At 65.5% G+C, this 21,001-nt stretch carries 24 protein-coding genes; 10 read left to right on the top strand and 14 right to left on the bottom strand.

All coding sequences use genetic code 11. The features are described 5' to 3' along the window. The 3 genes from J2S97_RS22025 to J2S97_RS22015 all read right to left on the bottom strand — a co-directional run. The coding region (locus tag J2S97_RS22025) for a lyase family protein (protein WP_307052070.1) at positions 1-903 on the bottom strand (903 nt) is incomplete at its 3' end. Between the two features lie 195 nt (positions 904-1,098). Next, positions 1,099-1,827 (bottom strand): FadR/GntR family transcriptional regulator, encoded by a 729-nt coding sequence (locus J2S97_RS22020; RefSeq protein ID WP_307052069.1) that lies wholly within the window; start codon positions 1,825-1,827, stop codon positions 1,099-1,101. A gap of 79 nt (positions 1,828-1,906) precedes the next feature. Then, positions 1,907-2,932: a phosphotransferase enzyme family protein gene (locus J2S97_RS22015; protein WP_307052068.1), complete on the bottom strand. Its 1,026-nt coding sequence runs from the start codon at positions 2,930-2,932 to the stop codon at positions 1,907-1,909. Between the two features lie 182 nt (positions 2,933-3,114). Between J2S97_RS22015 and J2S97_RS22010 the strand changes: the two genes are divergently transcribed. Genes J2S97_RS22010 through J2S97_RS21995 form a run of 4 tightly spaced genes read left to right on the top strand, consistent with a single transcriptional unit; the run spans position 3,115 to position 7,859 of the window. Continuing rightward, positions 3,115-4,572, top strand: coding sequence for a GntP family permease (locus tag J2S97_RS22010; protein ID WP_307052067.1), 1,458 nt, complete (start codon positions 3,115-3,117; stop codon positions 4,570-4,572). A 46-nt stretch (positions 4,573-4,618) separates the two neighbouring features. Next, positions 4,619-5,869: a CaiB/BaiF CoA transferase family protein gene (locus tag J2S97_RS22005; RefSeq protein ID WP_307052066.1), complete on the top strand. Its 1,251-nt coding sequence runs from the start codon at positions 4,619-4,621 to the stop codon at positions 5,867-5,869. Continuing rightward, positions 5,866-6,864 (top strand): hydroxymethylglutaryl-CoA lyase, encoded by a 999-nt coding sequence (locus J2S97_RS22000; RefSeq protein ID WP_307052065.1) that lies wholly within the window; start codon positions 5,866-5,868, stop codon positions 6,862-6,864. Before J2S97_RS22005 ends, J2S97_RS22000 begins: the two co-directional genes overlap by 4 nt. A 2-nt stretch (positions 6,865-6,866) precedes the next feature. Further along, on the top strand, positions 6,867-7,859 hold the full coding sequence (locus J2S97_RS21995; RefSeq protein WP_307052064.1) for a 2-hydroxyacid dehydrogenase: 993 nt from the start codon (positions 6,867-6,869) through the stop codon (positions 7,857-7,859). Positions 7,860-7,916: 57 nt separating this feature from the next. Here the strand turns inward: J2S97_RS21995 and J2S97_RS21990 are convergent, their stop codons facing one another. Together J2S97_RS21990 and J2S97_RS21985 are read right to left on the bottom strand one after the other, a co-directional pair. Beyond that, positions 7,917-8,708 (bottom strand): IclR family transcriptional regulator, encoded by a 792-nt coding sequence (locus tag J2S97_RS21990; protein WP_307052063.1) that lies wholly within the window; start codon positions 8,706-8,708, stop codon positions 7,917-7,919. Positions 8,709-8,864: 156 nt separating this feature from the next. Beyond that, positions 8,865-9,659, bottom strand: a complete 795-nt coding sequence (locus J2S97_RS21985) for a carbon-nitrogen hydrolase family protein (protein WP_307052062.1) — start codon at positions 9,657-9,659, stop codon at positions 8,865-8,867. A 32-nt stretch (positions 9,660-9,691) separates the two neighbouring features. On the opposite strand from J2S97_RS21985, the gene J2S97_RS21980 reads away from it, so the two are divergent. Next, a complete protein-coding gene (locus J2S97_RS21980) occupies positions 9,692-10,348 on the top strand; it encodes a GntR family transcriptional regulator (protein WP_307052061.1) in 657 nt (218 codons plus the stop codon). 7 nt (positions 10,349-10,355) lie between these two features. Here J2S97_RS21980 and J2S97_RS21975 read toward each other — a convergent pair whose 3' ends face one another. Further along, positions 10,356-11,747, bottom strand: a complete 1,392-nt coding sequence (locus J2S97_RS21975) for an MFS transporter (RefSeq protein WP_307052060.1) — start codon at positions 11,745-11,747, stop codon at positions 10,356-10,358. Between the two features lie 149 nt (positions 11,748-11,896). On the opposite strand from J2S97_RS21975, the gene J2S97_RS21970 reads away from it, so the two are divergent. Next, positions 11,897-12,583, top strand: a complete 687-nt coding sequence (locus J2S97_RS21970) for a DUF2848 domain-containing protein (RefSeq protein WP_307052059.1) — start codon at positions 11,897-11,899, stop codon at positions 12,581-12,583. A gap of 99 nt (positions 12,584-12,682) precedes the next feature. Here J2S97_RS21970 and J2S97_RS21965 read toward each other — a convergent pair whose 3' ends face one another. Continuing rightward, on the bottom strand, positions 12,683-13,057 hold the full coding sequence (locus J2S97_RS21965) for a hypothetical protein (RefSeq protein ID WP_307052058.1): 375 nt from the start codon (positions 13,055-13,057) through the stop codon (positions 12,683-12,685). Positions 13,058-13,381: 324 nt separating this feature from the next. Between J2S97_RS21965 and J2S97_RS21960 the strand changes: the two genes are divergently transcribed. Next, positions 13,382-13,993: an NADPH-dependent FMN reductase gene (locus J2S97_RS21960; protein ID WP_307052057.1), complete on the top strand. Its 612-nt coding sequence runs from the start codon at positions 13,382-13,384 to the stop codon at positions 13,991-13,993. 3 nt (positions 13,994-13,996) lie between these two features. On the opposite strand, the gene J2S97_RS21955 is transcribed toward J2S97_RS21960, so the two are convergent. Together J2S97_RS21955 and J2S97_RS21950 are read right to left on the bottom strand one after the other, a co-directional pair. Beyond that, positions 13,997-14,782: an alpha/beta fold hydrolase gene (locus J2S97_RS21955; protein WP_307052056.1), complete on the bottom strand. Its 786-nt coding sequence runs from the start codon at positions 14,780-14,782 to the stop codon at positions 13,997-13,999. 126 nt (positions 14,783-14,908) lie between these two features. Continuing rightward, positions 14,909-15,232 carry an antibiotic biosynthesis monooxygenase family protein gene (locus J2S97_RS21950; protein ID WP_307052055.1) on the bottom strand — a complete coding sequence of 108 codons (324 nt, stop codon included), beginning with the start codon at positions 15,230-15,232 and terminating at the stop codon, positions 14,909-14,911. Positions 15,233-15,406: 174 nt separating this feature from the next. On the opposite strand from J2S97_RS21950, the gene J2S97_RS21945 reads away from it, so the two are divergent. Further along, on the top strand, positions 15,407-16,012 hold the full coding sequence (locus tag J2S97_RS21945) for a DnaJ family domain-containing protein (RefSeq protein ID WP_307052054.1): 606 nt from the start codon (positions 15,407-15,409) through the stop codon (positions 16,010-16,012). A gap of 44 nt (positions 16,013-16,056) precedes the next feature. On the opposite strand, the gene J2S97_RS21940 is transcribed toward J2S97_RS21945, so the two are convergent. Continuing rightward, positions 16,057-16,698: an NADPH-dependent F420 reductase gene (locus J2S97_RS21940; RefSeq protein ID WP_307052053.1), complete on the bottom strand. Its 642-nt coding sequence runs from the start codon at positions 16,696-16,698 to the stop codon at positions 16,057-16,059. 302 nt (positions 16,699-17,000) lie between these two features. On the opposite strand from J2S97_RS21940, the gene J2S97_RS21935 reads away from it, so the two are divergent. Then, positions 17,001-17,636, top strand: coding sequence for a hypothetical protein (locus J2S97_RS21935; protein ID WP_307052052.1), 636 nt, complete (start codon positions 17,001-17,003; stop codon positions 17,634-17,636). Positions 17,637-17,647: 11 nt separating this feature from the next. Here J2S97_RS21935 and J2S97_RS21930 read toward each other — a convergent pair whose 3' ends face one another. Both J2S97_RS21930 and J2S97_RS21925 read right to left on the bottom strand, forming a co-directional pair. After that, positions 17,648-17,968, bottom strand: a complete 321-nt coding sequence (locus tag J2S97_RS21930) for a DUF6221 family protein (protein ID WP_307052051.1) — start codon at positions 17,966-17,968, stop codon at positions 17,648-17,650. Next, a complete protein-coding gene (locus tag J2S97_RS21925) occupies positions 17,969-18,133 on the bottom strand; it encodes a hypothetical protein (RefSeq protein WP_307052050.1) in 165 nt (54 codons plus the stop codon). It abuts the gene before it with no gap. 185 nt (positions 18,134-18,318) lie between these two features. Here J2S97_RS21925 and J2S97_RS21920 point away from each other — a divergent pair, with 185 nt between their 5' ends. Then, complete coding sequence (locus J2S97_RS21920; RefSeq protein WP_307052049.1) at positions 18,319-18,732, top strand: hypothetical protein; 414 nt, start codon at positions 18,319-18,321, stop codon at positions 18,730-18,732. Between the two features lie 89 nt (positions 18,733-18,821). Here the strand turns inward: J2S97_RS21920 and J2S97_RS21915 are convergent, their stop codons facing one another. After that, positions 18,822-19,106 carry a DUF1540 domain-containing protein gene (locus J2S97_RS21915; RefSeq protein ID WP_307052048.1) on the bottom strand — a complete coding sequence of 95 codons (285 nt, stop codon included), beginning with the start codon at positions 19,104-19,106 and terminating at the stop codon, positions 18,822-18,824. A gap of 286 nt (positions 19,107-19,392) precedes the next feature. Further along, the gene (locus J2S97_RS21910; protein ID WP_307052047.1) at positions 19,393-20,763 is read right to left on the bottom strand and encodes an ammonium transporter; all 1,371 of its coding nucleotides are present in this window, start codon (positions 20,761-20,763) and stop codon (positions 19,393-19,395) included. Positions 20,764-21,001 lie beyond the last annotated feature (238 nt).

Genomic DNA, 21,001 nt, shown 5'->3' with positions numbered 1-21,001 from the left:
GTTGCAGATTTTGGAGAGTTTCACGGCGACGCGTTTGAGGACGCCGGAGAGGTGCACGAACGCGCCGACGTCCTGGGTGGCTTCGATGAGGTCCACGGCGGTGACCAGGGGCAGGCCGGTGATCTCGGCCAGGTGCCGGCAGGCGGTTTCGGCGTAGCCGGGGGGTGCGTTCAGGCCGGTGCCGATGGCGGTGGCGCCGAGGTTGATTTCGTGGATCAGCAGGTCCGCTTCGGCGAGCCGGAGCCGGTCCTCGCCGATGGTGACGGCGTAGGTGCCGAATTCCTGGCCCAGGGTCATGGGGACGGCGTCCTGGAGCTGGGTGCGGCCCATTTTGACGACGGTGCGGAACTCGGCGGCTTTGGCCGCGAACGCGTCTTCGAGTTCGGCCAGGGCGGCGAGGAGTTCACGGGCGGCGAAGATCGTGCCGAGTTTGACGGCGGTGGGGTAGACGTCGTTGGTGGACTGGGAGAGGTTGACGTGGTCGTTGGGGTGCAGGCGGGCGTAGTCGCCTTTGGGGTGGCCGAGGATTTCCAGGGCGCGGTTAGCGATGACCTCGTTCGCGTTCATGTTCGAGGAGGTCCCGGCGCCGCCCTGGATGACGTCCACGACGAACTGCTCGGCGAGGTGCCCGGCGAGGATGTCGGTGCAGGCCGCTTCGATGGCGTCGGCGCGTTCGGGGTCCAGGAGGCCGAGTTCGCGGTTGGTGCGGGCGGCGGCGAGTTTCACCGCGGCCAGTCCCCGGACCAGGTACATGTTCGAGGACAGCGGCTGGCCGGTGATGGGGAAGTTCTCCACGGCCCGGAGGGTGTGCACACCCCAGTACGCGGCGGCGGGCACGTCCCGGTCCCCGAGGAGGTCGTGTTCGGAGCGGGTGTCCGGGGCGGTATCGGCAATGGTGGTCATGGGGTCCTCACAGGGCTTCGTTGACGGGCGTGGACGGAACGTTTGGACAATAGGTTTTGGGCGTAAGCATCCGGGGCAGGCCTGGATGCGGGGCCGCCAGAACGGCGGGAGGGCATGGCGGTTCCACGGCAGGGAGCCCGCGGGCTTACTGCGGTTGGGGCAGGTCAGGGCAAAAGTCGAGTCCGGGCTGAGGAGTTAGCGCGTATGGCCAGCCCTGGTGTTCCCGGTTCCGGGGATGATGGTGCCCAGGGCGCATTCAACCCCGTGCAGATGCATTCTCATGGCCTGGGAGGCATCCTCGGCGGATCCGCTCTCGATGGCAGCGAAAATGCGTGCGTGCTCCTCGCCCGACTCCTTGCGCCGGTCAGCCACAAGGTTGAGCGTGTTCGACTGGTTGGCCATGGCGTCGCAGATATCCGACAGGAATGATTCGAACACGCCGTTGCCGCTGCACCGGGCGATGGTCACGTGGAACTCGGTGTTCAAAAGTACCCACTGCTGGATATCGTCCTCCTCGGACATCTCCCGGAGGATTTCCCGCAGAGCTTCCAGGTCTTCGCTGCTGCGGCGTTGGGCAGCGAGGCCTGCGGCAGGCACCTCCACGTGGGGGCGGGCCTCCACGAGGGCGCTGGCCGAATACTTGCCGAGCTTGAGGTCCTGGGCCACCTTGTCAGCGATGACGAAGGTGCCCTTGCCCGTGTAGGTGGCGGTCAGTCCCAACGCGGTGCAGGAACGCAGCGCCTCCCGGACCATCGTGCGGCTGACGCCGTACTGCTTGGCCAGGGATGCCTCCGAGTCGAGGCGGGTGCCGACCGGGATCTTGCCGCCTTCGATAGCGCTGCGGAGGGACGCGAAGACCGCTTCAGCCGCGCCAACGCGTACCACTCGATCTTGTGCAGCTGTCCAGCTGTCCAACAGGTCCATACAAAGACTATGGCACCTGTCACACGGCCTGTCAAAGGTTTTCCGTAATGTCCCGCTCCGCAGCGGCCCAGGGCGGCGTTCACGCCGGACCGGCCGGACCGATTTGCGCCCGCAGGAGCCGCTCGCGATGCCACCTTTGCTGCTCCTTGATCGAAAAATGCAGGTCCTGGACCCACCCCGGCTCGTCCCCGCGGCCTCCGGCGTCCAGTACGCCCTCCAGGCCAAGGGCCAGCCGCGCGGAGGCTGCCAAGGAATGCAGTGGAAGGGCCTGCTCTTCTTCTTCGGTGAACACGCGGATTCGGCGGTAACCGGAGAGGAAGGCATCCAGCAGGGCAGGTCGCGCCTCTGAGTCGGGGGTGACGCCCGTCAGGTCGCGAACGGCCAGTGCGACGTCGCCGGCCAGCCAGCCCTCGTGAGCTTCGTCCGTATCGAAAAAGACCGGTCCGTCAGGTCCGAAGCGAAGGTTATCGAGCTCGAAGTCCCCATGGCACATGCCCCGGGAGTGCCTGGCCGGGTCCTGTTTTCCGATCGCGGCCGTCACTTCTCCGATGGCATGCATTAAGGGGTCCTCGCTGCGGGCTGCTCCAGGCGCAGCTGCTTCCGCCTGCCCGGCCGCTACCTGCCGTGCCTGCGGGATGGGCAGCCCCGTGTATCCCTCCTGATGCAGGCGGCCCAGTGACTCGCCCCATGCAGCAGCCCGCTCCGCTGTCAGCTCCTCGACGGCGACCTCGTCTCCCACGGCGGCCGGGACCACCATCCCGACCATGGGCCCGTGCGCGGTGGGCACGGTCTCGGTCAGCTGCCCCTCAAGGCTAAGTATCGGCTTCACAACACTCAGCCCGCGCTCAGCCCACTCGGCCATCAGCCGGGCGGACGGGACGAGCCTCCTGCCCTGCGCGGAGCGTTCCGGGGCGAACCGCAGGAAGAGCGGGCCTGCCGCCAGGTGTGATGTGGGAACGATGAAGACGTGCGTCGAGCTCGAGCGCAGCCAAAGAGCCGAGCCCTGAGGTAGACCCCAGGCTTCGGCTACAGCGTCGGCCAATGGACTCTGCCACTCGGAATTCACCGTGTCGCTGATTCGCCAGATCTCGGAAATCGGAAGCATGCCACAGTTTTTCACGTGCGGCGGATGCCTGTCGGTAGGCGCAATGTCGCTACCAATACACGATCAGGTCTTGCATTGTGGGTTTAATCCCATAATATGGGAGAAAGCGCTGTGTTGCTCATCACTCTCTCGACCCTGTTCCAAGCCTTCAAAGTCGAAGGCCCAACGATCGGATCCCCCTTATGTCAGACATCGCTGTCTTGATCAACACGGCCGTGGCGGTCCTCGCCGCGGTGGTGCTGATAGTTCGCTTCAAGGTCAACCCTGTAATCGCCCTCGTTATCGGTTCCATCTATCTCGGCCTGGCCGCCGGCTTCGGCGTGGAAAAGACCGTCAAGACAATCACCTCCGGATTTGGCGAGATCATGGTGGACGTGGGCCTGCTCATCGCCTTCGGCGTCCTGATGGGCTCCATCCTGAATCAGACCGGCGCCATCCGGCGCCTCGTGGAGCACTTGCTGAACACGTTCGGCCCGAAGCGCCTGCCCTACACCATGGGACTCGCCATCGGGACGCTGCTCCAATCCATCTTCCTGGACGTGCTGCTTGTCATCTCAGCCCCCTTGGCCCGCAAGCTGGCGCCGAGAATCGGCAGACTCGGCACCGCACGGATGGCGACGGCGATGGCCATTGCCCTTGAATGCGGCATTGTCTTCACGGTTCCCGGAGTTGCCTCGCTTGCCCTGGCAGGGCTGCTGAACGTGCCCCTCGGAAAGATGCTGCTGTTCGGCCTGCTCCTGGTCGTTCCGACCATCATCATCTCCATTGCGATCATGACGTTCCTCTTCCGGCGCGGCTTCTGGAACGAAGCCAAGGACGAAGACCACACCTTCGTCGAGGAGGAAGACCGGGAGGGTGAGGAGGAAGCGTACGACGGCGGCGCAACGCCGGCTTCCTCTGCGGGCCCCCGGCCGGCGGGTGGCAAGGCGGCCGCCAACGGGACCGGCCTGGCGGCAGGTAACGGAACCGTGGCCGTAGCCGAACGTGAGACCAAGCAATTTCCCCTGCTTCTGCTCTTCGCCCCGCTCCTTACCTCCCTGCTGCTCATCGGCGCCGGTGCCATCCTGCAGATCCTCAAGATTGAGGCCGAATGGATGCAGCTCCTGGGTGAGCCGGTCATCGCGCTCCTCATCGGACTGATCGGCACCTGCCTCGTGGCCCGTTCAGCAGTCGGCCAGAAACGGGTGGAACAGGCCATCACGGTGGGCTTCAAGGAAAGCGGACAGATCCTGATTCTTACAGGCGTCGGCGGATCCCTCGCGGCAACCGTCGCGGCAGCAGGCCTCGGCGACATTCTGGGCGGCTTCTTCTCGGCAAGCACCGTAGCCCCGCTGCTCGTTGTCTGGGCCATTGCCGCTGTGCTGCACATCGCCGTCGGCTCCGTCACCCTGTCCGCCATCACGGCAGCCGGACTGCTGGCACCGATCGCCCCGGCCATCGGCCTGGACCCCGTCCTCCTCGCCCTGGCAGCCGGAGCCGGGTCCCTGTTCATGGTCCATGTCACCAGCAACACTTTCTGGCTCCTGCAGTCCCTGCTGGGCCAGAGTGTACGAGGAGCGCTGAAATCGGTGACCGTCGGGGTCTCGGTGGCCTCCGTCGTCGCAATCCTGCTGATCCTGCCCATGAGCCTGCTGTTCTGACCGAACGCCGCCCCACAAGAAGTACGCTACGAAAAAAGGAAACCCGATGACACAGACACGCATCGCGCCGCTTGAGGGCGTCCGCGTCCTCGAACTTGGAAACTACATCGCCGCGCCCACGGCAGGGAGGATGCTTGCCGACTTCGGCGCAGAGGTCATCAAGGTGGAGCGGCCGGGAACCGGCGATGAGCTGCGCAACTGGCGCCTGCACAAGGGCGATACGTCCATGCTGTACCGCACCATTAACCGGAACAAGAAGTCTGTGGTCCTGGATCTTCGCACCGAAGCCGGGAAGCAGGCAGTACTCAAGCTTGCCGCGAAATCGGACATCCTGCTGGAAAACTTCCGGCCGGGGACATTGGAAAAATGGGGGCTTGGCCCCGACGTGCTCAACGAAGCCAACCCGGAACTGATCATCACCCGGATCTCCGCCTTCGGGCAGACCGGCCCGCTGTCCGCGCGCCCCGGCTTCGCCGCCGTGGCCGAAGCGTACGGCGGGTTCCGCAACCTCGTGGGTGACCCCGACCGCCCACCCGTCCGTGTCGGGGTATCGATCGGTGACTCAATTGCCGGGCTGTATGCCGCGTTCGGTTCCATGATGAGCCTCTACCAGAGGGACGCACGACGGCGGGACGCCGGTGGTGCGGTGCCGCTCACCGAGCGGATCATCGACGTCGCGCTGAACGAGGCCATGTTCTCCATGATGGAATCCCTCATTCCCGACTACCAGGCCTATGGCGTCGACCGGCAGCGCGTGGGAGGCCGGATGGATGGAATCGCCCCGTCAAACGCCTACTTCTGCAAGGACGGTGCGAGCATCGTGGTGGCAGGCAACGGGGATTCCATTTTCCAGAGGTACATGGAGACCATCGGGCGCCCGGACCTGGCCGCCGACCCGGCCCTGCAAAGCAACGCCGGCCGCTGGGCCCGCCGCGAAGAGCTTGACCAGGCAATCGGTGCTTGGACGGGAGAGCTGGACTCTGCACAGGCGCTCGAGGCCCTCGACGCCGCCGGCGTCCCCGCCGGACCCATCTACACGGCGGCGGACATCAGCAGCGACAGCCAGTACGCCGCCCGCAACATGATCCAAAAATTCGATGTCTCCACCGGGGAGGAAACCCTGGCCGGCGTGGGTTTCCCCGGCATTGTTCCGGTGATTGGTGAGCAGTCGCTCCCCATCCGGAACCTCGGCCCGGACCTGGGCGAGAACACAACAGAAATCCTCGTCGGGCTTCTAGGGATGGACAACGCAGAAATCAGTGCGGCATCGGGCCGCGAGGAGGCACTTCAGCCATGACACAACCTTCAAGCCGCAGCGACTTCGCTCCTGCCGCCGCATTGGGCAATGCCATTCTGCGGGACGTCACCCTGCGTGACGGACTCCAGCTCACCGGCAAGCTCCTTTCCACGGACCAGAAACTCGAGACGGTCCGGGAGCTGCTGCGCCTGGGCGTGCCGGCCATCGAGTTGGGCTCCATGGCCCGGGCGGACCTCGTCCCCACCATGGCCAACACGCTGGAAGTGGTCCAGGCCCTCACTCCTGAGGAACTGGACAAGTGCTGGATCTGGGTGGCCACCCCCGGCCACGTGGCCAAGGCGGCCGCCGCCGGGGCACGGAACTTCCAATACTGCCTCTCGGCATCGGACTCGCACAACAAGGCGAATATCGGCCGCACCACAGACGAAAGCCTGGCCGCACTGCCGCAGGCGGTGGAGTACGCCCGTGCCGTCAACGGCCAGATCCAGCTTTGCATCGCGACATCGTTCACGTGCCCCTTCGAAGGTTACGTGCCCGAGGAACGCGTGCTGTCCATCGCCAATGACCCGCGCGCCGAGGGCACCACGGACATCGTCCTGTGCGACACCCTGGGCCAGGCCATCCCCGCCCAGGTCTCCGGCTTGATTGCCCGGGTCCGGGAAGAGTCCCCCGCACGGAGGATCGTCTATCACGGCCACGACACCTGGGGCCTCGGCGTGGCCAACACCCTCGCCGCCATCCAGGCCGGCGCCGCCATGGTGGACGGAGCTTTGGGCGGACTGGGCGGCTGCCCCTTTGCCCCGGGGGCGAGCGGCAACACGTCGAGCGAAGATATACTTTTCGCCACGCGTCCCGGCTGGCTGACAACAGAAAGGTTCGCGGACCTCGTAGTCCTGTCGGAGAAGCTGCTCGCGGAACTGGGCGAACCCAACCGTTCGAAGGCGGCCCAGGGCGCCCGTTCCAAGGCGGCGGCCTTCGACTGGGTCATCCGGCCGGACAGCGCGGCTGAGCCCTCCGGTACGGGAGGCAACTGAACATGGGGAACCATTTCCTGGTGACCACTGCTATCCCTGATCCCGGGCTTCAACTGCTGGGCGACGCCGGACAGGTCACCGTGCTGCCCGAGCCTCCCGACTACGGGACGCTGGCCGCCCTGTGCGCTTCAGGCGATTTCGACGTCGTCCTCACACAGCTGCGGGACCTGATCGACGCGCCGCTCCTGGCCGGTGCCCGCCTGCGGGGCGTGTCCAACTATGCCGTCGGGTACAACAACATCGACGTGGACGCCGCCACCCGCCACGGAATCATCGTGGGCAACACCCCCGGAGTCCTGACGGACGCCACGGCGGACATCGCCATGCTGCTGATCCTCGGCACCGCCCGGCGTGTGGTGGAAGCAGACCGGTTTGTGCGCGCCGGCAAATTCCACGGCTGGGAACCCGAGCTCCTCCTGGGCCGCGACGTGTCCGGTGCCGTGCTGGGCCTTGCCGGGTTCGGCAGGATCGCCCGCGCTACGGCAAGGCGTGCCCTGGGCTTCGGCATGGAGGTGATCTTCTCACCGCGGCCGCCGGGCGACCGTCACGTCAGCGACGAGGAACTCGGCGAGTTCGCGGGCAAAGTCCGTCAGGTGCCATGGGCGGAACTCGTGGAGCGGAGCGACTTCCTGTCCGTGCACGTTCCGCTGAACGACCAGACCCGGCACCTGGTGGACGCGGACGTGCTGCGCCGCATGAAGCCTGACGCCATCCTGATCAACACCGCCCGCGGGCCGATAGTGCACGAGGCAGCACTCGTGGATGCGCTGCGGGGCGGCGTCATCGCCGGCGCCGGGCTGGACGTCTTCGAGGACGAACCCAGGCTGGCGCCCGGCCTGGCCGGGCTGCCCAATACGGTTCTGTTGCCGCACCTGGGCAGCGCCACGGTGCCCGTCCGGAGCGAAATGGCCCGGCTGAGCGCGCTGAATGCAGTGGCCATTGCCGAAGGGCGTGTGCCGCCACACGCAGTCAACCCCCCGACCATGTCCCTGTAGGGCGTTTGCCGGTTCCGTTATGAACGGTCCGGGTAGCGTGGCGGTTTCCTGGCGGTGCTACACCTCGCCAGGGAACCGGCCGCCGATCAAGCGGGTCATATGCTCGGCTGTTGCCAGAAGCGGTTCCACCCAGGCCTCGCAGGTTTCCAGCGGCATTCGCAGGGTAGGTCCGCTGATGGTCAGCGCCCCGACCAAACCGGCCGCCGAGTCGAAAACGGGTGCAGAAAGACCCGAGGCGCCGTCTTCCCGCTCGCCAACGGTGATGGCAAACCCGTCTCTCCGGGTCGTTTTCACTGCGGTTACCAGATCCTCGGAACTGGTAATCGTGGATTCGGTGATCGATTCCAAAGGATCGCGAAGAACGGCGTCCATGAGGTCCTCATCCCAGGCCAGGAGCACCCGGCCGGCGGAACCGGCGTGGAGCGGGAGGAGCTTGCCCAGATGCATTTCGCGGCGAAGCGCGTGCCGGGTCTCTGCGATTGCCACGCACACGCGGTAGTGCTGCTCTGCCTTGAAGAAGCACGTGGTCTCGCCTGTGGTGTCCCGAAGTGCCTTGAGCGCGGGGCTGAGCACATCCAGGACTTCCATTCCGCGGGTGGCCGGTGCTGCCCAAAATGCCATCCGCATCCCGATGCGGTAGGCGTCTTCCTCCCGGTCCAGGAAGCCCTGGGACGTCAGGTTGGTGACCAGGCGCTGGACCGTGGAGTTGGGCATTCCGGTGGCTTCGCGGATGTCGGACAGCGAGAGCACCGGCCGGGACAGCGAGAAGGCGTCCAGGATGGATGAGATTTTTGCGAGGACCAGCAAAGTGTTGCTGTTGGACTTCGCTGAGGACTCGGGAAGCGACATAGGACTCACGCTAGACGGTGGCTGCACCCCGGTCCAATCACCGTCCAATCGCTGTCCAATCCCGACCCAGGAAAGCGGACGACGGCGGGAGGTCCCGCCGTCGTCCGCTCCTGTACCTGCGTGGTGCGCCAGAAAGTCCGGACTAGAAAGTCCGGACTAGAAAGTCCGCGCGTTCGCGAGCACCGGCAATTTTCCGCGGACGTCGGTGATGGCCGCCGGATCGATGTCGACCACGGCCAGCTCGGGCTCGGCACCCAACGTGACCAGCGGGGAGCCCAGCGGGGACACCACGGCGCTGTGGCCGATCCCGGTGGGCGCGGCGCCGGCGGACGGCAGGCCGATGCTGGCGGGATCGCCTTGCCCGCAGGCCACCACGAATGTGGTGCTGTCCACGGCGCGGGCGCGGACCAGCAGGTCCCATTGCTCTGCCTTTCCTTCGCCGGCGCCCCAGGATGCACAGACGATGTTGACCTGGGCGCCGGCACGGGCGTTGGCCGTGAAAAGCGCGGGGAAGCGCACGTCGTAGCAGGTCGCGAGGCCGATCACCGTGCCGTTGAGTTCAAAGGTCACCGGCGAGGTGCCGGCGTCCACGGAATCGGACTCGGCGAAACCGAACGCATCAAAGAGGTGGATCTTGTCGTAGGAGGTGTCGATGCCAGGGCCGGTGACCAGCAGGGTGTTCCGCACGCGGCCGCCGTCGCCGGGGGTGAACATGCCCGCGACGACGGCGATGTCCAGCTCTTGGGCGATGCCGCGGACAGCGGATGCCCACGGCCCGTCCAGCGGCTCGGCGACATCCGCCAGGCTATTGCCGAAGGCGCGCATCGCCGCCTCCGGGAACACCACCAGCTCGGCTCCGGCGGCTTTGGCCCGCGTGGCGTATTCTCGAATCAGCTCCAGGTTTGCGGCTGGATCGGCTCCGGTGATGATTTGGGCCACTGCTAAACGCATGAAATTGCTCCAGACTGTTGTATACATAATGTATGCGAAAAAGTTCGGGGACGGCGGCGTCCGGCCGCGAGAAGGCGTACGCGTACCTGCGGGAAAACATCCTGATAGACCCGGAGGTGCAGGGGAAGTTCCTCAACGAGCAGGAGCTGGCCGCCGAGATCGGCGTCTCGCGCACCCCGGTCCGGGAGGCGCTCCTGCTGCTTGTCTCCGACGGCCTGGTGGAACTGATCCCGCAGCGCGGAGCCTATGTTCCACCCGTGACAGGCCGTGAAATGTCGGAGCTGATGGAGCTGCGGGGTGTGCTGGAAAGCCATGCAGCCCGCCTGGTGATTGAACACAGCCGGGTGCCGGCGCAGACCATGCAGGACACCCTGGACCAGCAGGCACAGCTTCCCGAGCAGATGAATGCGGAGGCTGCTCAGGAGTTCATCCGGCTGGACACCCTCTTCCACCAGCAGCTGATTGACGCTGCCGGCAACGAGCTCATCTCCCGCACCTACAGCAAGCTCCACGTCCGGCAGATTCTGGTGGGCGTCTCCGCCCTGTTTCGCACAGGCGGCCGGCGTGGGCAGGTGTGCGCCGAACACCAGGACATCCTCGATGCCCTGATGTCCGGCGACGCCGTTAAGGCGCAGGAAGCCATTGACCATCACCTGGCTGTAACCCGGGACATCCTGCTCCGCACCTAAGCGCCTGTCACTTGGAATCGATGGAGCCGGACGGCTGGGCTGCCACGCCGGCTCCTTCCAGCAGCAGGCGGTAGTCCGCGTCCTCCACGGTGTCGTTGTCCCGGCCGAGGGCCAGTCCCACTAAGGTGACGGCCGCGGCTACGGCAACGTAGATGGCCACCGGGATCCAGGTGCCGAACTGGGACAGGAGAAGCGTGAACATCAGCGGGGCGATGGCGCCGCCGATCACGCCGGCGAACGTGTAGGCCAGCGAGCTGCCGGTGGAGCGGAGCCGGGGGGAGAACTGTTCCACGATGAAGGCGGCCTGGGGGCCGTACATGAAGGAGTGGGCCATGAGGCCCAGGACGATGCCAATGACGAGCATCGGCTCGTTGTTTCCGCCCAGGATGCCGAAGAAGATGAACGTCCACACCGCTCCCACCACAGCGCCGACCCCGTAAACCAGGCGGCGGTTGAAGCGGTCGGATACGGCGCCGGCCAGCGGGATCATGAAGAGCTGGAATGCGGAGCCCACCAGGACGGCGGTGAGCACCTGGTTGCGTTCGTAGCCAAGGACCTGGATGCCGTACGTGAGGGTAAAGACCGTGAACAGCGCATACAGCACATCCGGGCCCACGCGGCACAGGATTGCGGCGATCAGCGGGCGGAGTTCCCTGCGGAAGACCTCGTAGATGGGGGCGTGGGGCTGCTCGCCGTGGGCCTGGATGGCCTTGAAGACGGGGGTGTCTTCCAGCCTCAGCCTGATCCAGAGGCCGAATGCAACCAGAAGGGCGGAGACGAGGAAGGCGATGCGCCAGCCGAAGGAGAGGAACTGTTCCTCGGTCAGGGCCAGCGTGAGGACCGCCAGGGCGCCGTTTGCCATCAGGTTGCCCGCGGGCGGGCCCACCTGGGCCGCGGACGCCCAGAAGCCGCGCCGGTGGGGATCGCCGTATTCGCTGGAGAGCAGGACGGCCCCGCCCCATTCGCCGCCCACGCCCACGCCCTGGGCGAAGCGCAGCAGGACCAGGATGATGGGGGCGGCGATGCCGATGGTCGCGTAACCCGGCAGCACACCGATCAGCACGGTGGCCACACCGATGATCATCAGGGTTGCTACAAGGACCTTCTTGCGGCCGATCCGGTCGCCGAGCCGGCCGAAGATGATGCCGCCGACCGGCCGGGACACGTAGCCCACCGCATAGGTGGAGAAGGCCAGGATGGTGCCCGTCAGGGGATCGGACGTCGGGAAGAAGACGACGGGAAATACGACGGCGGCCGCCGCCGAGTAGACGGCGAAGTCGTACCACTCGAGCGCGGTGCCAGTGAGGCTGGCTGCGAAGGCCTTGTACAGGCCTTTGGGGTGAATCGGCTTATGCGGACCCGGCGTTGCGCCGGACGCCGGGGCTGGGACGTTTGCCATGGTGTTGTCCTCCACGAGATTTATATAGTGACGCCTGTCACGCTGGCGTTAAATGTATACATTACGCATACTGGATGTACATTGGCGACCGTTTCCGTTTTCTGGTTTGTAAAAACTTCTCCAGCAGCACACGCAAAGGATGGACCACCATGACGACTCTGACCTTCGAACTTCCCGACGGCAGCACTAAGGACGTACAGGTAAAGCACCTCCTGAACGCAGGCTACGCAGGGCGGGAGCAGGACGAAGTTCAGGCCCACATCGCCGAACTGGCCGAACTCGGCGTTCCGGGCCCCACCACCACTCCGGCCCTATACCCAGTGTCCCCCTACCTTGCTCAGCAGGTATCGGAAGTCCGCGTGCAGCATGGGCGGACCTCCGGGGAAGCCGAGTGGGCGCTGGTGATCACCGAAGACGGTGTGCTGCTCACGGTCGCCTGCGACCACACGGACCGCGAGCTTGAGGTCCACGGGGTGGCCTGGAGCAAGAACGCGAGCCCTGATGTTCTGGGCCGCAAGGCCTGGCGCCTCGACGACGTGCGCGACCATCTGGACCAGATCACGCTGAAAGGCTGGGTGGGGGAGGGCGAAACGCCGGACACGCTGATCCAGGACAGCTCGCTGGCGGCCCTGCTGACGCCGGACTACTGGCTGGACGTCCTCACGGAACGTGGCCTGAACGCGCCGGGAACCGTCCTCATTTCCGGCACCGTGGCTATGACACACGGCGTGAACCAGTTCGCCCGCAGTTGGAAGGTGGAAATGGCGGACCCGGTTACCGGCGCCTCGGTGGACGCGCAGTATGTGGTGGAGCAGATGGCCGAACCGATCGGCTAGTTCGCCTCAGCAGGCAAACACAAAACGGACGACGGCGGGTTCTTCCCGCCGTCGAACGCTGCCGGCCGCGAGGGTGGATTTGCCGGCGGCCGCGCGGGGTCAGTCCCCGCCGCCACCGCCGCCGTCCCCACCGCCGCCGCCGTCCCCACCGCCGTCACTTGAGTTGTCGCCGTCGCCGTAGTAACCGCCGGCGCCCGAGCCGTCTGAGCCGCCGGAGCGTTTGCGTGGCGTCATGACCCCGAACAGCAGCACGCCGGCCGCCTGGGGATCGCCGCCGGCGGCGGCAAAGGCGCCTCGCCGCTTTTTGCCGGCTCGCCAGATGGTGAAAATGAATACGGCATAAGAAAGGGCGACTCCGGAGAACGTGGCCGCCCGGGCCGCGGAGTCCTCAAGCCTCAGAGCGGCGATCACGGCAGCGCCGAAAAGCAGCCCCACCGGAAAAGCAGTGAGAAGCCGCAGGATCAGCCGCCACACGAGCTTTGCCTTCGGAACGGGAAGGGGCTTCAGATACCCGGTTCCGGAACCCCGGCGACCACGCCGGTGAGCCGGCTTGGCCGGTGGTGAAGTGTTCTTGATGGCGCTGCCCCCTCAGGCTCTCGTGAAGGGCAATAGTATCCCGCCGGACGGGGAGGACCGGCTTACAGCTGCGACATAAGGGCGGGGAACGTCAATACGGCTTCGCACCTCTGGCCGACATCCGCGTTCTGTGCTGGACTGTCTGGTGGGCTGAGCCTGAGACAGGCGCCGCCCACCGTTTGGCCCGCCGGCCCGGCCGGCCCAAAGGAAGGGATCTGCCTCATGGCAACGTTCAAGATCGGCTACTTCGTTGGAAGCCTGGCCCGCGGCTCCATCAACCGCACCCTCGCCAACGCCTTGATCAATCTGGCTCCCGAGGACCTCGAGTTCACCGAGATCCCCATCAAGGACCTCCCGCTGTACAGCTATGACTACGACGCCGATTTCCCGCCGGCCGGCCGGGCGCTGAAGGAAGCCATCGAGGGCTCGGACGGCATCCTGTTCGTGTCGCCGGAATACAACCGATCCATCCCCGGAGCGCTCAAGAACGCCATCGACTGGGGCTCACGCCCCTGGGGCACCAACTCCTTCGCACGCAAGCCCACCGGCATCATCGGCGCCTCGCCGGGCAGCATCGGCACAGCCGTGATGCAGTCCTCGATGCGGGCCGTCCTCAGCTTCCTCGACGCGCCCCAGCTCAATGCCCCCGAGGCCTACGTGAAATTCAACCCTGCCGTATTCGCCGACGACGGAACCGTCACCGACGAGGGCACCGCGGACTTCCTGCGCCACTACATGGAGGAATACGGCGCGTTTGTGGAACGGGTGCTGGCCGCCAACGCTCCGGGCCACATCGGCGACCTCAAACCGGACGCCGCCAAGCTCTCCCGCTAAGTCTTAGGCAGTCTGCTCGAGGATGAACGTCACGGTGGCTTCCGGCTGGTCCCAATGTGGGAAGTGGCCGCAGCTCTCGAACCAGTGAAGAGTGGCGTCCGGGTACAGTTCCGCGGCAACCGCCGCCTGACTGGCCGGGGTGACTTTGTCCTGCCTGCCCCAACCGATGGCCAGCCGGCCCTTGAGCGAGCCGCGCGGGGCGCCAGGCTGCTTTGGCCCGTGCGCCAACGACTTGCGCGCATCGTCCACGCTCGGTGACGTCTTAAAGCCGCGAAGTTCGGTCATCACCTGCTCCGGATCCAGCTTCCAGGGCCTGACGGAGAACTGCGACAGCAGCGCAGTCCGTCCCGCGGCGTGCCTGGTGAGGAACGGCAATACCGGCTGGAGGCGCCGGACCAGCGCAATGGACGCCGTGATGCTCGCATTGAAGACGGCCAATTGGCGGTCATTCCAGAACCCGCCGGGGTCGAGCGCCACCACAGTACCGGCATGCCCGCGGCGGGCAAGTTCAATCACGATCCGGGCGCCCATGGAACTGCCCACCACGTCGGCATTCTCGAGGCCCGTGTCGCGAAGGAAGTGCTGCAGTGCGTCGGTCAGTGTTCCGATCGTGACCTCGCCGGCCAACGGGGCGCTCGCCCCGAAACCGGGGAGATCGACCGCGATTACCTCGCGCTCAGCGCTCAATGCAGGCACCACCGGATCCCAGTTGCGGATGCTGGACCCCAGTCCGTGGACCAGTACCAGCGGCTTTCCGGTTCCGGTCCGTTCCATGTTTAACGCGGCCACTGCTCACCTTTTCGTTGTCCGCTGCGCGGCCGGCAGGCTGCCCAAGGCAGGGATGCGTGTTGACCCAGTTTAGGCAGACGAAAGCGGACGACGGCGGGACGTCCCGCCGTCGTCCGCTGTGCCTTGCTATTTCACGACATGGTGCTGCGCGCTGACGCTCGCCGCGACGTCGTAGTCAGCCCCGTGCATGTCCTCGCACAGTGCAACGCACGCGCCGATGCGGGTCCTGAACTCTGGATCCTGCTTCCAGGCGTCCCGGGACGATTCGTCAGCCCACTCCGAATACGACATGTAGCGTCCGGGGACACCCTTGTCATGCAGGAGTTTGGCCACCACCATCGACGGGTAGTTCTCCCGCGACCACTGAAGAAATTCCGTCCACTTTTGCACGAATTGTTCGTCGTTCCCTTGCCCTACATGCCAGACCCCGGAGGCGTAATGCTCTGCCATCGGTCTCACACCCTTTCCTGACTGCCCCAATAGAACAATTTTAGGTCCGGCGGGTTCGTTAAGAACCTGGTGCTGAGTGCCTCCAATGCCGTGCGGGAGACGTATTAAATCGTCCGGGGCCTCTGAATACTGGAAGGCAAGTTATTCAGAATTCGGCCCAGGGACGGTGGGAACATGCCGAGTGAGGGAGCTGGTGGCGCGTTCGGGCGCCGCGTGGAACGTGCCGCCGAACTGCGCGCTGTGCGTGCCACCGGCATGACGGCCCAGGAGGAAGCTGAGCTCACTGCTGCCGAGGAAATGGAACGGGAAAAGCGCCGGAAGGTGGATGACGCCAGGCGGGCCGAATACCTGATCCGGGACGCCATGGCGCAGGGGAAGTTCGACAACCTGAAGTACGCCGGAAAACCCATCCCCGGGCTGGGGGAGGGCTACGATCCGGACTGGTGGGTCAAGGGACTGATCCAGCGTGAAAACATCACGGGCATAGGGCCGAAAGCCATCCTCCTGCGCACCGAGGACGCCGAATTGGATGGCAGGCTCGACGCCCAGTATTCCGAGAAGCAGGTCCGTGACATCCTGCAGGACTTCAACAGGCGCGTTATCGATGCCCGACGACAGCTCCAAGGCGGACCTCCCGTCATTACCAAGACCCGTGACGTAGAGGCAGAAGTGGACCGCTGGCGTGAACGCCGGGCGGCCGCCGCCGCGGCCGCCACGCCGCCACCGGAACCTGAAACGAAGCGCTCCTGGTGGCGGCGGAACCGGCAGGGCCCGACGTGAACTTGCATGTGGGCCGCACCGCGCCCAAGCGTCAGGCCCGGGCGTCAGATGGTGCGGGGAGCCCGGGCCAGGTTCTCGGTGAGCTCGGCCGCATTCTGGCGCACGACGTACGCCGGGCGGTCGCGTTCCACACGCCAGCTTTCGGACAGCGGGCCGATGTTGACCGTGTCGAAGCCGACCTCGTCGTAGAACCTGGTCACCAGTTCAGCCGCTTCGGGATAGTCGCTGGCCGTGGCAAGGGCGCGGCGGTTTGCCGTGCCGGCGGGCGCTCCGTCAGTGCCGATTTCCTTGGCCATGATGTGGTTGAAGCCCTTAGCCACCTTGGACGTGGGAAGGTGCTTCTGCAGCAAGCCGGACGTTGTGGCCTGGCCGCTGTCGAGCTCCGGGAAACGACCGTCCCGCTCCCAGTGGTAGTTGTTCGTGTCAATCACGATCTTGCCCTCCAGCGGCTGCACGGGAAGGTCTCCGATGCTCCGGAGCGGCACGGTCACGACGGCGAAATCGCCCGCTGCGGCCGCTTCCGCCGGAGTAGCGGCCCGGGTCCGGGGTCCCAGTTCCGCCACCAGGCCCGTTAGCGTTTCCGGCCCCCGCGAGTTGCTGATGACCACGTCATAGCCGCGCTGCACCGCCTTGCGGGCTATCTGGCTTCCAATGTGTCCTGCACCGATGATTCCGATTGTTGTCATGTCCGGGCCAACACCACCCCCGCGGAGGATATTTCAGGCGTGTAATAAATCGTTATGCCCGGCCACAGTTCGGCGCCAATCCCGCCAACAGCGGTCCCGAAAATCAGGTGCAGCGCCACAATGAAGAGACCAGCGTTTTGGCTTAGGAGGATGGCATGCGCACGCCAGTGTTTTCCCGTTCTATGTCCCCTGCCGCCCTTCTTCTTGCCTGTCTGCTTCCTGCCTGTCTGCTGGTTGGCTGCGGCCAGGAGGCCGGGCCGCCGGGGCCGTCGTCGGAAACCGCTAGCGATCTGCCGGCCTCAGTGACGCCAACCTCACCGCCGGGCTCAACGCAAACCTCGGCCGAAACGAAAGGGCCGGAGGCTAGCGGCGGTTCCATTCCGTCCGCGGCCTGGACCACCTACACCACGGCGGACGGCCAGCTGGTCTTCGATCTTCCGGCCACATGGAGCGTGGAGGACCCGGCGGGCGAGTTGCCTGAGGGCGGTGGCGCCTTCGCCGAGATCACCAACCCTGCCGGGAAACCGCTGGCCACACTCCGGACCAATATGGCAATAGGTTCCAGCTGCACGGACCGGTACCCGTACTCCGTGCTGGATTCGCAGGACCTGACGGCGCTGACCCTGAAGGGGGCCACGCCCCGGTATTTGTTTGAGACGCGTGGGACCCCGACGGTTCCCGGGCCTGCAGATACCCCGGCTGCGGCCTACGGCATCGCGTCAGGCCCGCCTCCATCCGGGGACTCGGCGTGCCCCATCCTCCACTTCTTCACCTGGCCCCCGAGCTCCGCCATGTTCGGCGCGTTCTACAATCCGGAGAACAATGAGACCCCGGGGGACGACTCCCTGCCGTACCTGGAGAAAGCCAAGATCTACATGGAGACCGCCGAGTACCGCGACATCAAGCGGATGATCACGTCACTGCGGCCGGCCAGCTAGCCGCAAGCGGCCTACAGCCAGTCCTCCTCAAAGTCCGGATGGTCGGCATAGGGCAAGGCCAGTGCCTTCAATGAACGCGTAGTCCATTCGATGGCCTCCGGAATCCAGCGGGATTCCTCCTCGAACGGGTCGCTGACCATGGTGGCCAGCGCCGTCTGCCGGGCCGATTCGACAATGCGGATGACCCTCTTCTTCGCTTCGCACTCCAGCAGCAGGCGGTGTTCGTACCATCTGCCTGACTCGGAGACCGAACGGTCACTTAGGATCTTGCGGGCCGCGGCCTCGTCCTCCCTGATGCGCTCAGTCAGGAATTCGACAATATCCACAACCATTCAGGCGCCGGCGGCCGCCCCGTCAGATATGTCGGCGACGGTGATATCGGCGCCTTCGGCCGGGTCCTGCGAGTGCACCCTGATATCCCTCGGATCAGCGTTCTCGTCGCCCTCGGCGGGAGCTTCACTGTGGACACGCTCCGACGCCTGTGGGTTTTCGCTCATGTCCGCTCCTTTTGCTGTGGTACTGCCGTGAATGGTGGACGCCCCACTACTGATCATCTAGCGCCCGAAGCTGTAGGGCTGTCAAGAACCGGTCTGCCAAGAACTGTTCGGCCCGCGCCGTGCTTCCCCTGTGGAGGACAATAGGTCCCATCGGATGATGTCGGCCCACGCGAAGGAGCACCACGGTGTCAGACACGAACGGACCACGGCGCGCGGCGCAGCAGATGCAGGAGGCGGCCCGCTACCTGGCCCGTGCCTCGAGGAATCTGGACGCGCCCTCGGACAGCCACGAAATCCTCCGCAGCCTATTGGAAACGCAGGGCTCCATCGCCCAGACAATCCGGGAACTGGCCGAATGGCACCGCGCGGCGGCGGCAGGCACGCATTACTCCCGCCCCCATAACGAAAGTGCGCGCGGTGTTATGACCGCGGTGTCCGAGCTGGACCTGGCGGCGCAGGAGGCCGACGCCCTCCAAGAGACACTCAGCAGGGCGCACGGCGGCAGCAGCGTGGTGGACTGGCTGGAATCGCCCGAAGCTGAGACGTCCGAGCGGGCGGCGCCCGAGACGCCCCGCAGTGACTCACCGCCCGACCGGTAAGCAGTCACGCCGATAAGCAGCATGAAAACGAAGAGGACGACGGCGGGAAGTCCCGCCGCCGTCCTTGCGCATTCAGTTGTTGGCGGCTGCTATGCGTGCGAGTAGGTGAGGCAGTCCGCGTTGTCGGCGCCGGGTCCCACGTGGACTTCGGGAGCCTTGCACATCAGATGGTCATTGTGGATGCATTCGGAACGCTGGCAGGCTCCGACGTCGGCCAGGACCTTGGGCAGGCCGCCGTGGGTGCCGGTATCGATGAAGGTGGCGCAGGATGCATGGTCTGTGGTCCCGCCCACCGTGATGGCGGCGGCGTTGCAATTCGAATGGTCGTTGAAGGAACAGTTGGAAACGCTGCAGTCTGCAACATGCGTTGTCATGGGAAGATCCTCCGTGGTTCGGCTGCCCCGTGCGGGCTGCTCCCTGTGTCCACGGTAGGCCTGTTATGCCCGATCAAAAAGACCCAATCGTGTGACCTAATTATTCAGCTGTCGGTTAGGGCATTACGGCCTATGTCCTCCCAGTGCTCGGCTTCCTAGAATGTAGGTAGGGCCGACGGCACGACTCCCGGCACGTCCGGGGGGCCTTCCCAAACCGCCGCCGGCCCCTCAACTCAGGGCCGCAACGTCGGCCCTGAGCTGCGTACCCGGTGCCCGCGCTGAAGCGCTAGGCGAAGCTGTCTTCCTTCTCGCGCAGTGTCTCAACGCTCTGCCGCGCGGCGCCTTGCTCTGCCGGGCCTTCCGGAGCAGTTGCCGGAGCGGGCGCGTGGTGGAAGGGATTGAACCGGCTGCGGGCCAGTTCGCCGAAGGCATAGGCTGTCTCGGCGTGCTCGGACAGGTCCACGCCAGCGGTTTCGGCTTCCTCGCTGACGCGGAAGCCGATGGTCCTGTGGATGGTGCGGCCGATGACCAACGTGCCCAGGCCGGACAGGGCGATGGTGACCAGGACTGCGACCGTCTGGGCCACGAGCTGCTGTGTGCCGCCGCCGTACAGGAGGCCGCCGCCCACGCCGTCCACCGGCAGGGCGATGAAGCCAAGTGAGAGCGTGCCGATGACGCCGGCGCCGAAGTGGACACCCACCACGTCCAGCGAGTCGTCGAAGCCGAACCTGTATTTCTGGTCCACGAAGACCGCGCAGGCCGCACCGGCCACGAGGCCCAGGCACAGGGCTGCGAGCGGGCTGATGTTGGCGCAGGACGGGGTGATTGCCACGAGACCTGCGACCACACCGGATGCTGCCCCCAGGGAGGTGGGGTGCCCGTGGCGGATCTTCTCGGTGATGAGCCAGCTCAGCATGGCCGCAGCCGGGGTGACCAAGGTGTTGACCCAGATGAGGCCGGCCTGCTCTGCTGTTGTGGCAGCACCGCCGTTGAAGCCGAACCAGCCGAACCAGAGGATGGCTGCGCCGATCATGATGAAGGGAACGTTGTGCGGCCGGTGGTTGGGGTCCTTGGCGAATCCCTGGCGCTTTCCCACGATCAGTGCGAGGACGAAAGCGGCGGTTCCGGAGCTGACCTCGACGACGGCGCCGCCGGCAAAGTCGATCACCTGGCCAAAGACTGCGGTGAGGGCGCCGCCAGCGCTCATGAGGCCACCGCCCCAGATCATGTAGGCCAGCGGGCAGTAGACCACGGTGACCCAGATGGGGACGAAGAGCGCCCAGGCGCTGAACTTGGCGCGGTCCGCGATGGCGCCGCTGATGAGGGCCACTGTGATGATGGCGAAGGTGGCGCTGAATCCCGCTTTGATGAGGTCCGGCGAGCCCATCAGGTTCTGCAGGCCGAAGTTGGCGAAGGGGTTGCCGAAGAGACCGAGGAAGCCCTCACCCGTGGTCATGGAGTAGCCCCACAGGACCCACACGACGCCAACGATGCCGGCCGAGATGAAGCTCATCATGATCATGTTCAGCGCAGCCTTGGCGCGGGTCATTCCGCCGTAGAAAAGGCCGAGGCCCGGGGTCATGAACAGCACCATTGCCGACGACAACATCAGCCAGACGTTTTCCGCAGTGATTTGCACCTGCGTGTCCCTTCTCATCAGTCTTCCGTACGGGACCTCGTGTGAATCCGGGCCACGCCCCCGGTCAATAGTTCACGTTGCGTGTTTCCGGCAATGGGGCGCTAAGTTGCGGGAAAGTTACAGGAACGGGGCCTGCGTGAAGATCACGTGACCTCCTTGTTTCGGGCATGTTAACAACTGCCCTGGGAGGGGGTGATGGGGGCGGTTGACGGTCCACGTTTCGGCAAGATGACCGGAGGCTCACCGTGGCCGGAGT

This window comes from Arthrobacter oryzae, assembly GCF_030812315.1.
GTDB classification, from domain to species: domain Bacteria; phylum Actinomycetota; class Actinomycetes; order Actinomycetales; family Micrococcaceae; genus Arthrobacter; species Arthrobacter oryzae_B.
The sequence above is the reverse complement of the archived record's forward strand: the minus strand, read 5'-3'. Positions and strand labels throughout refer to the sequence as shown.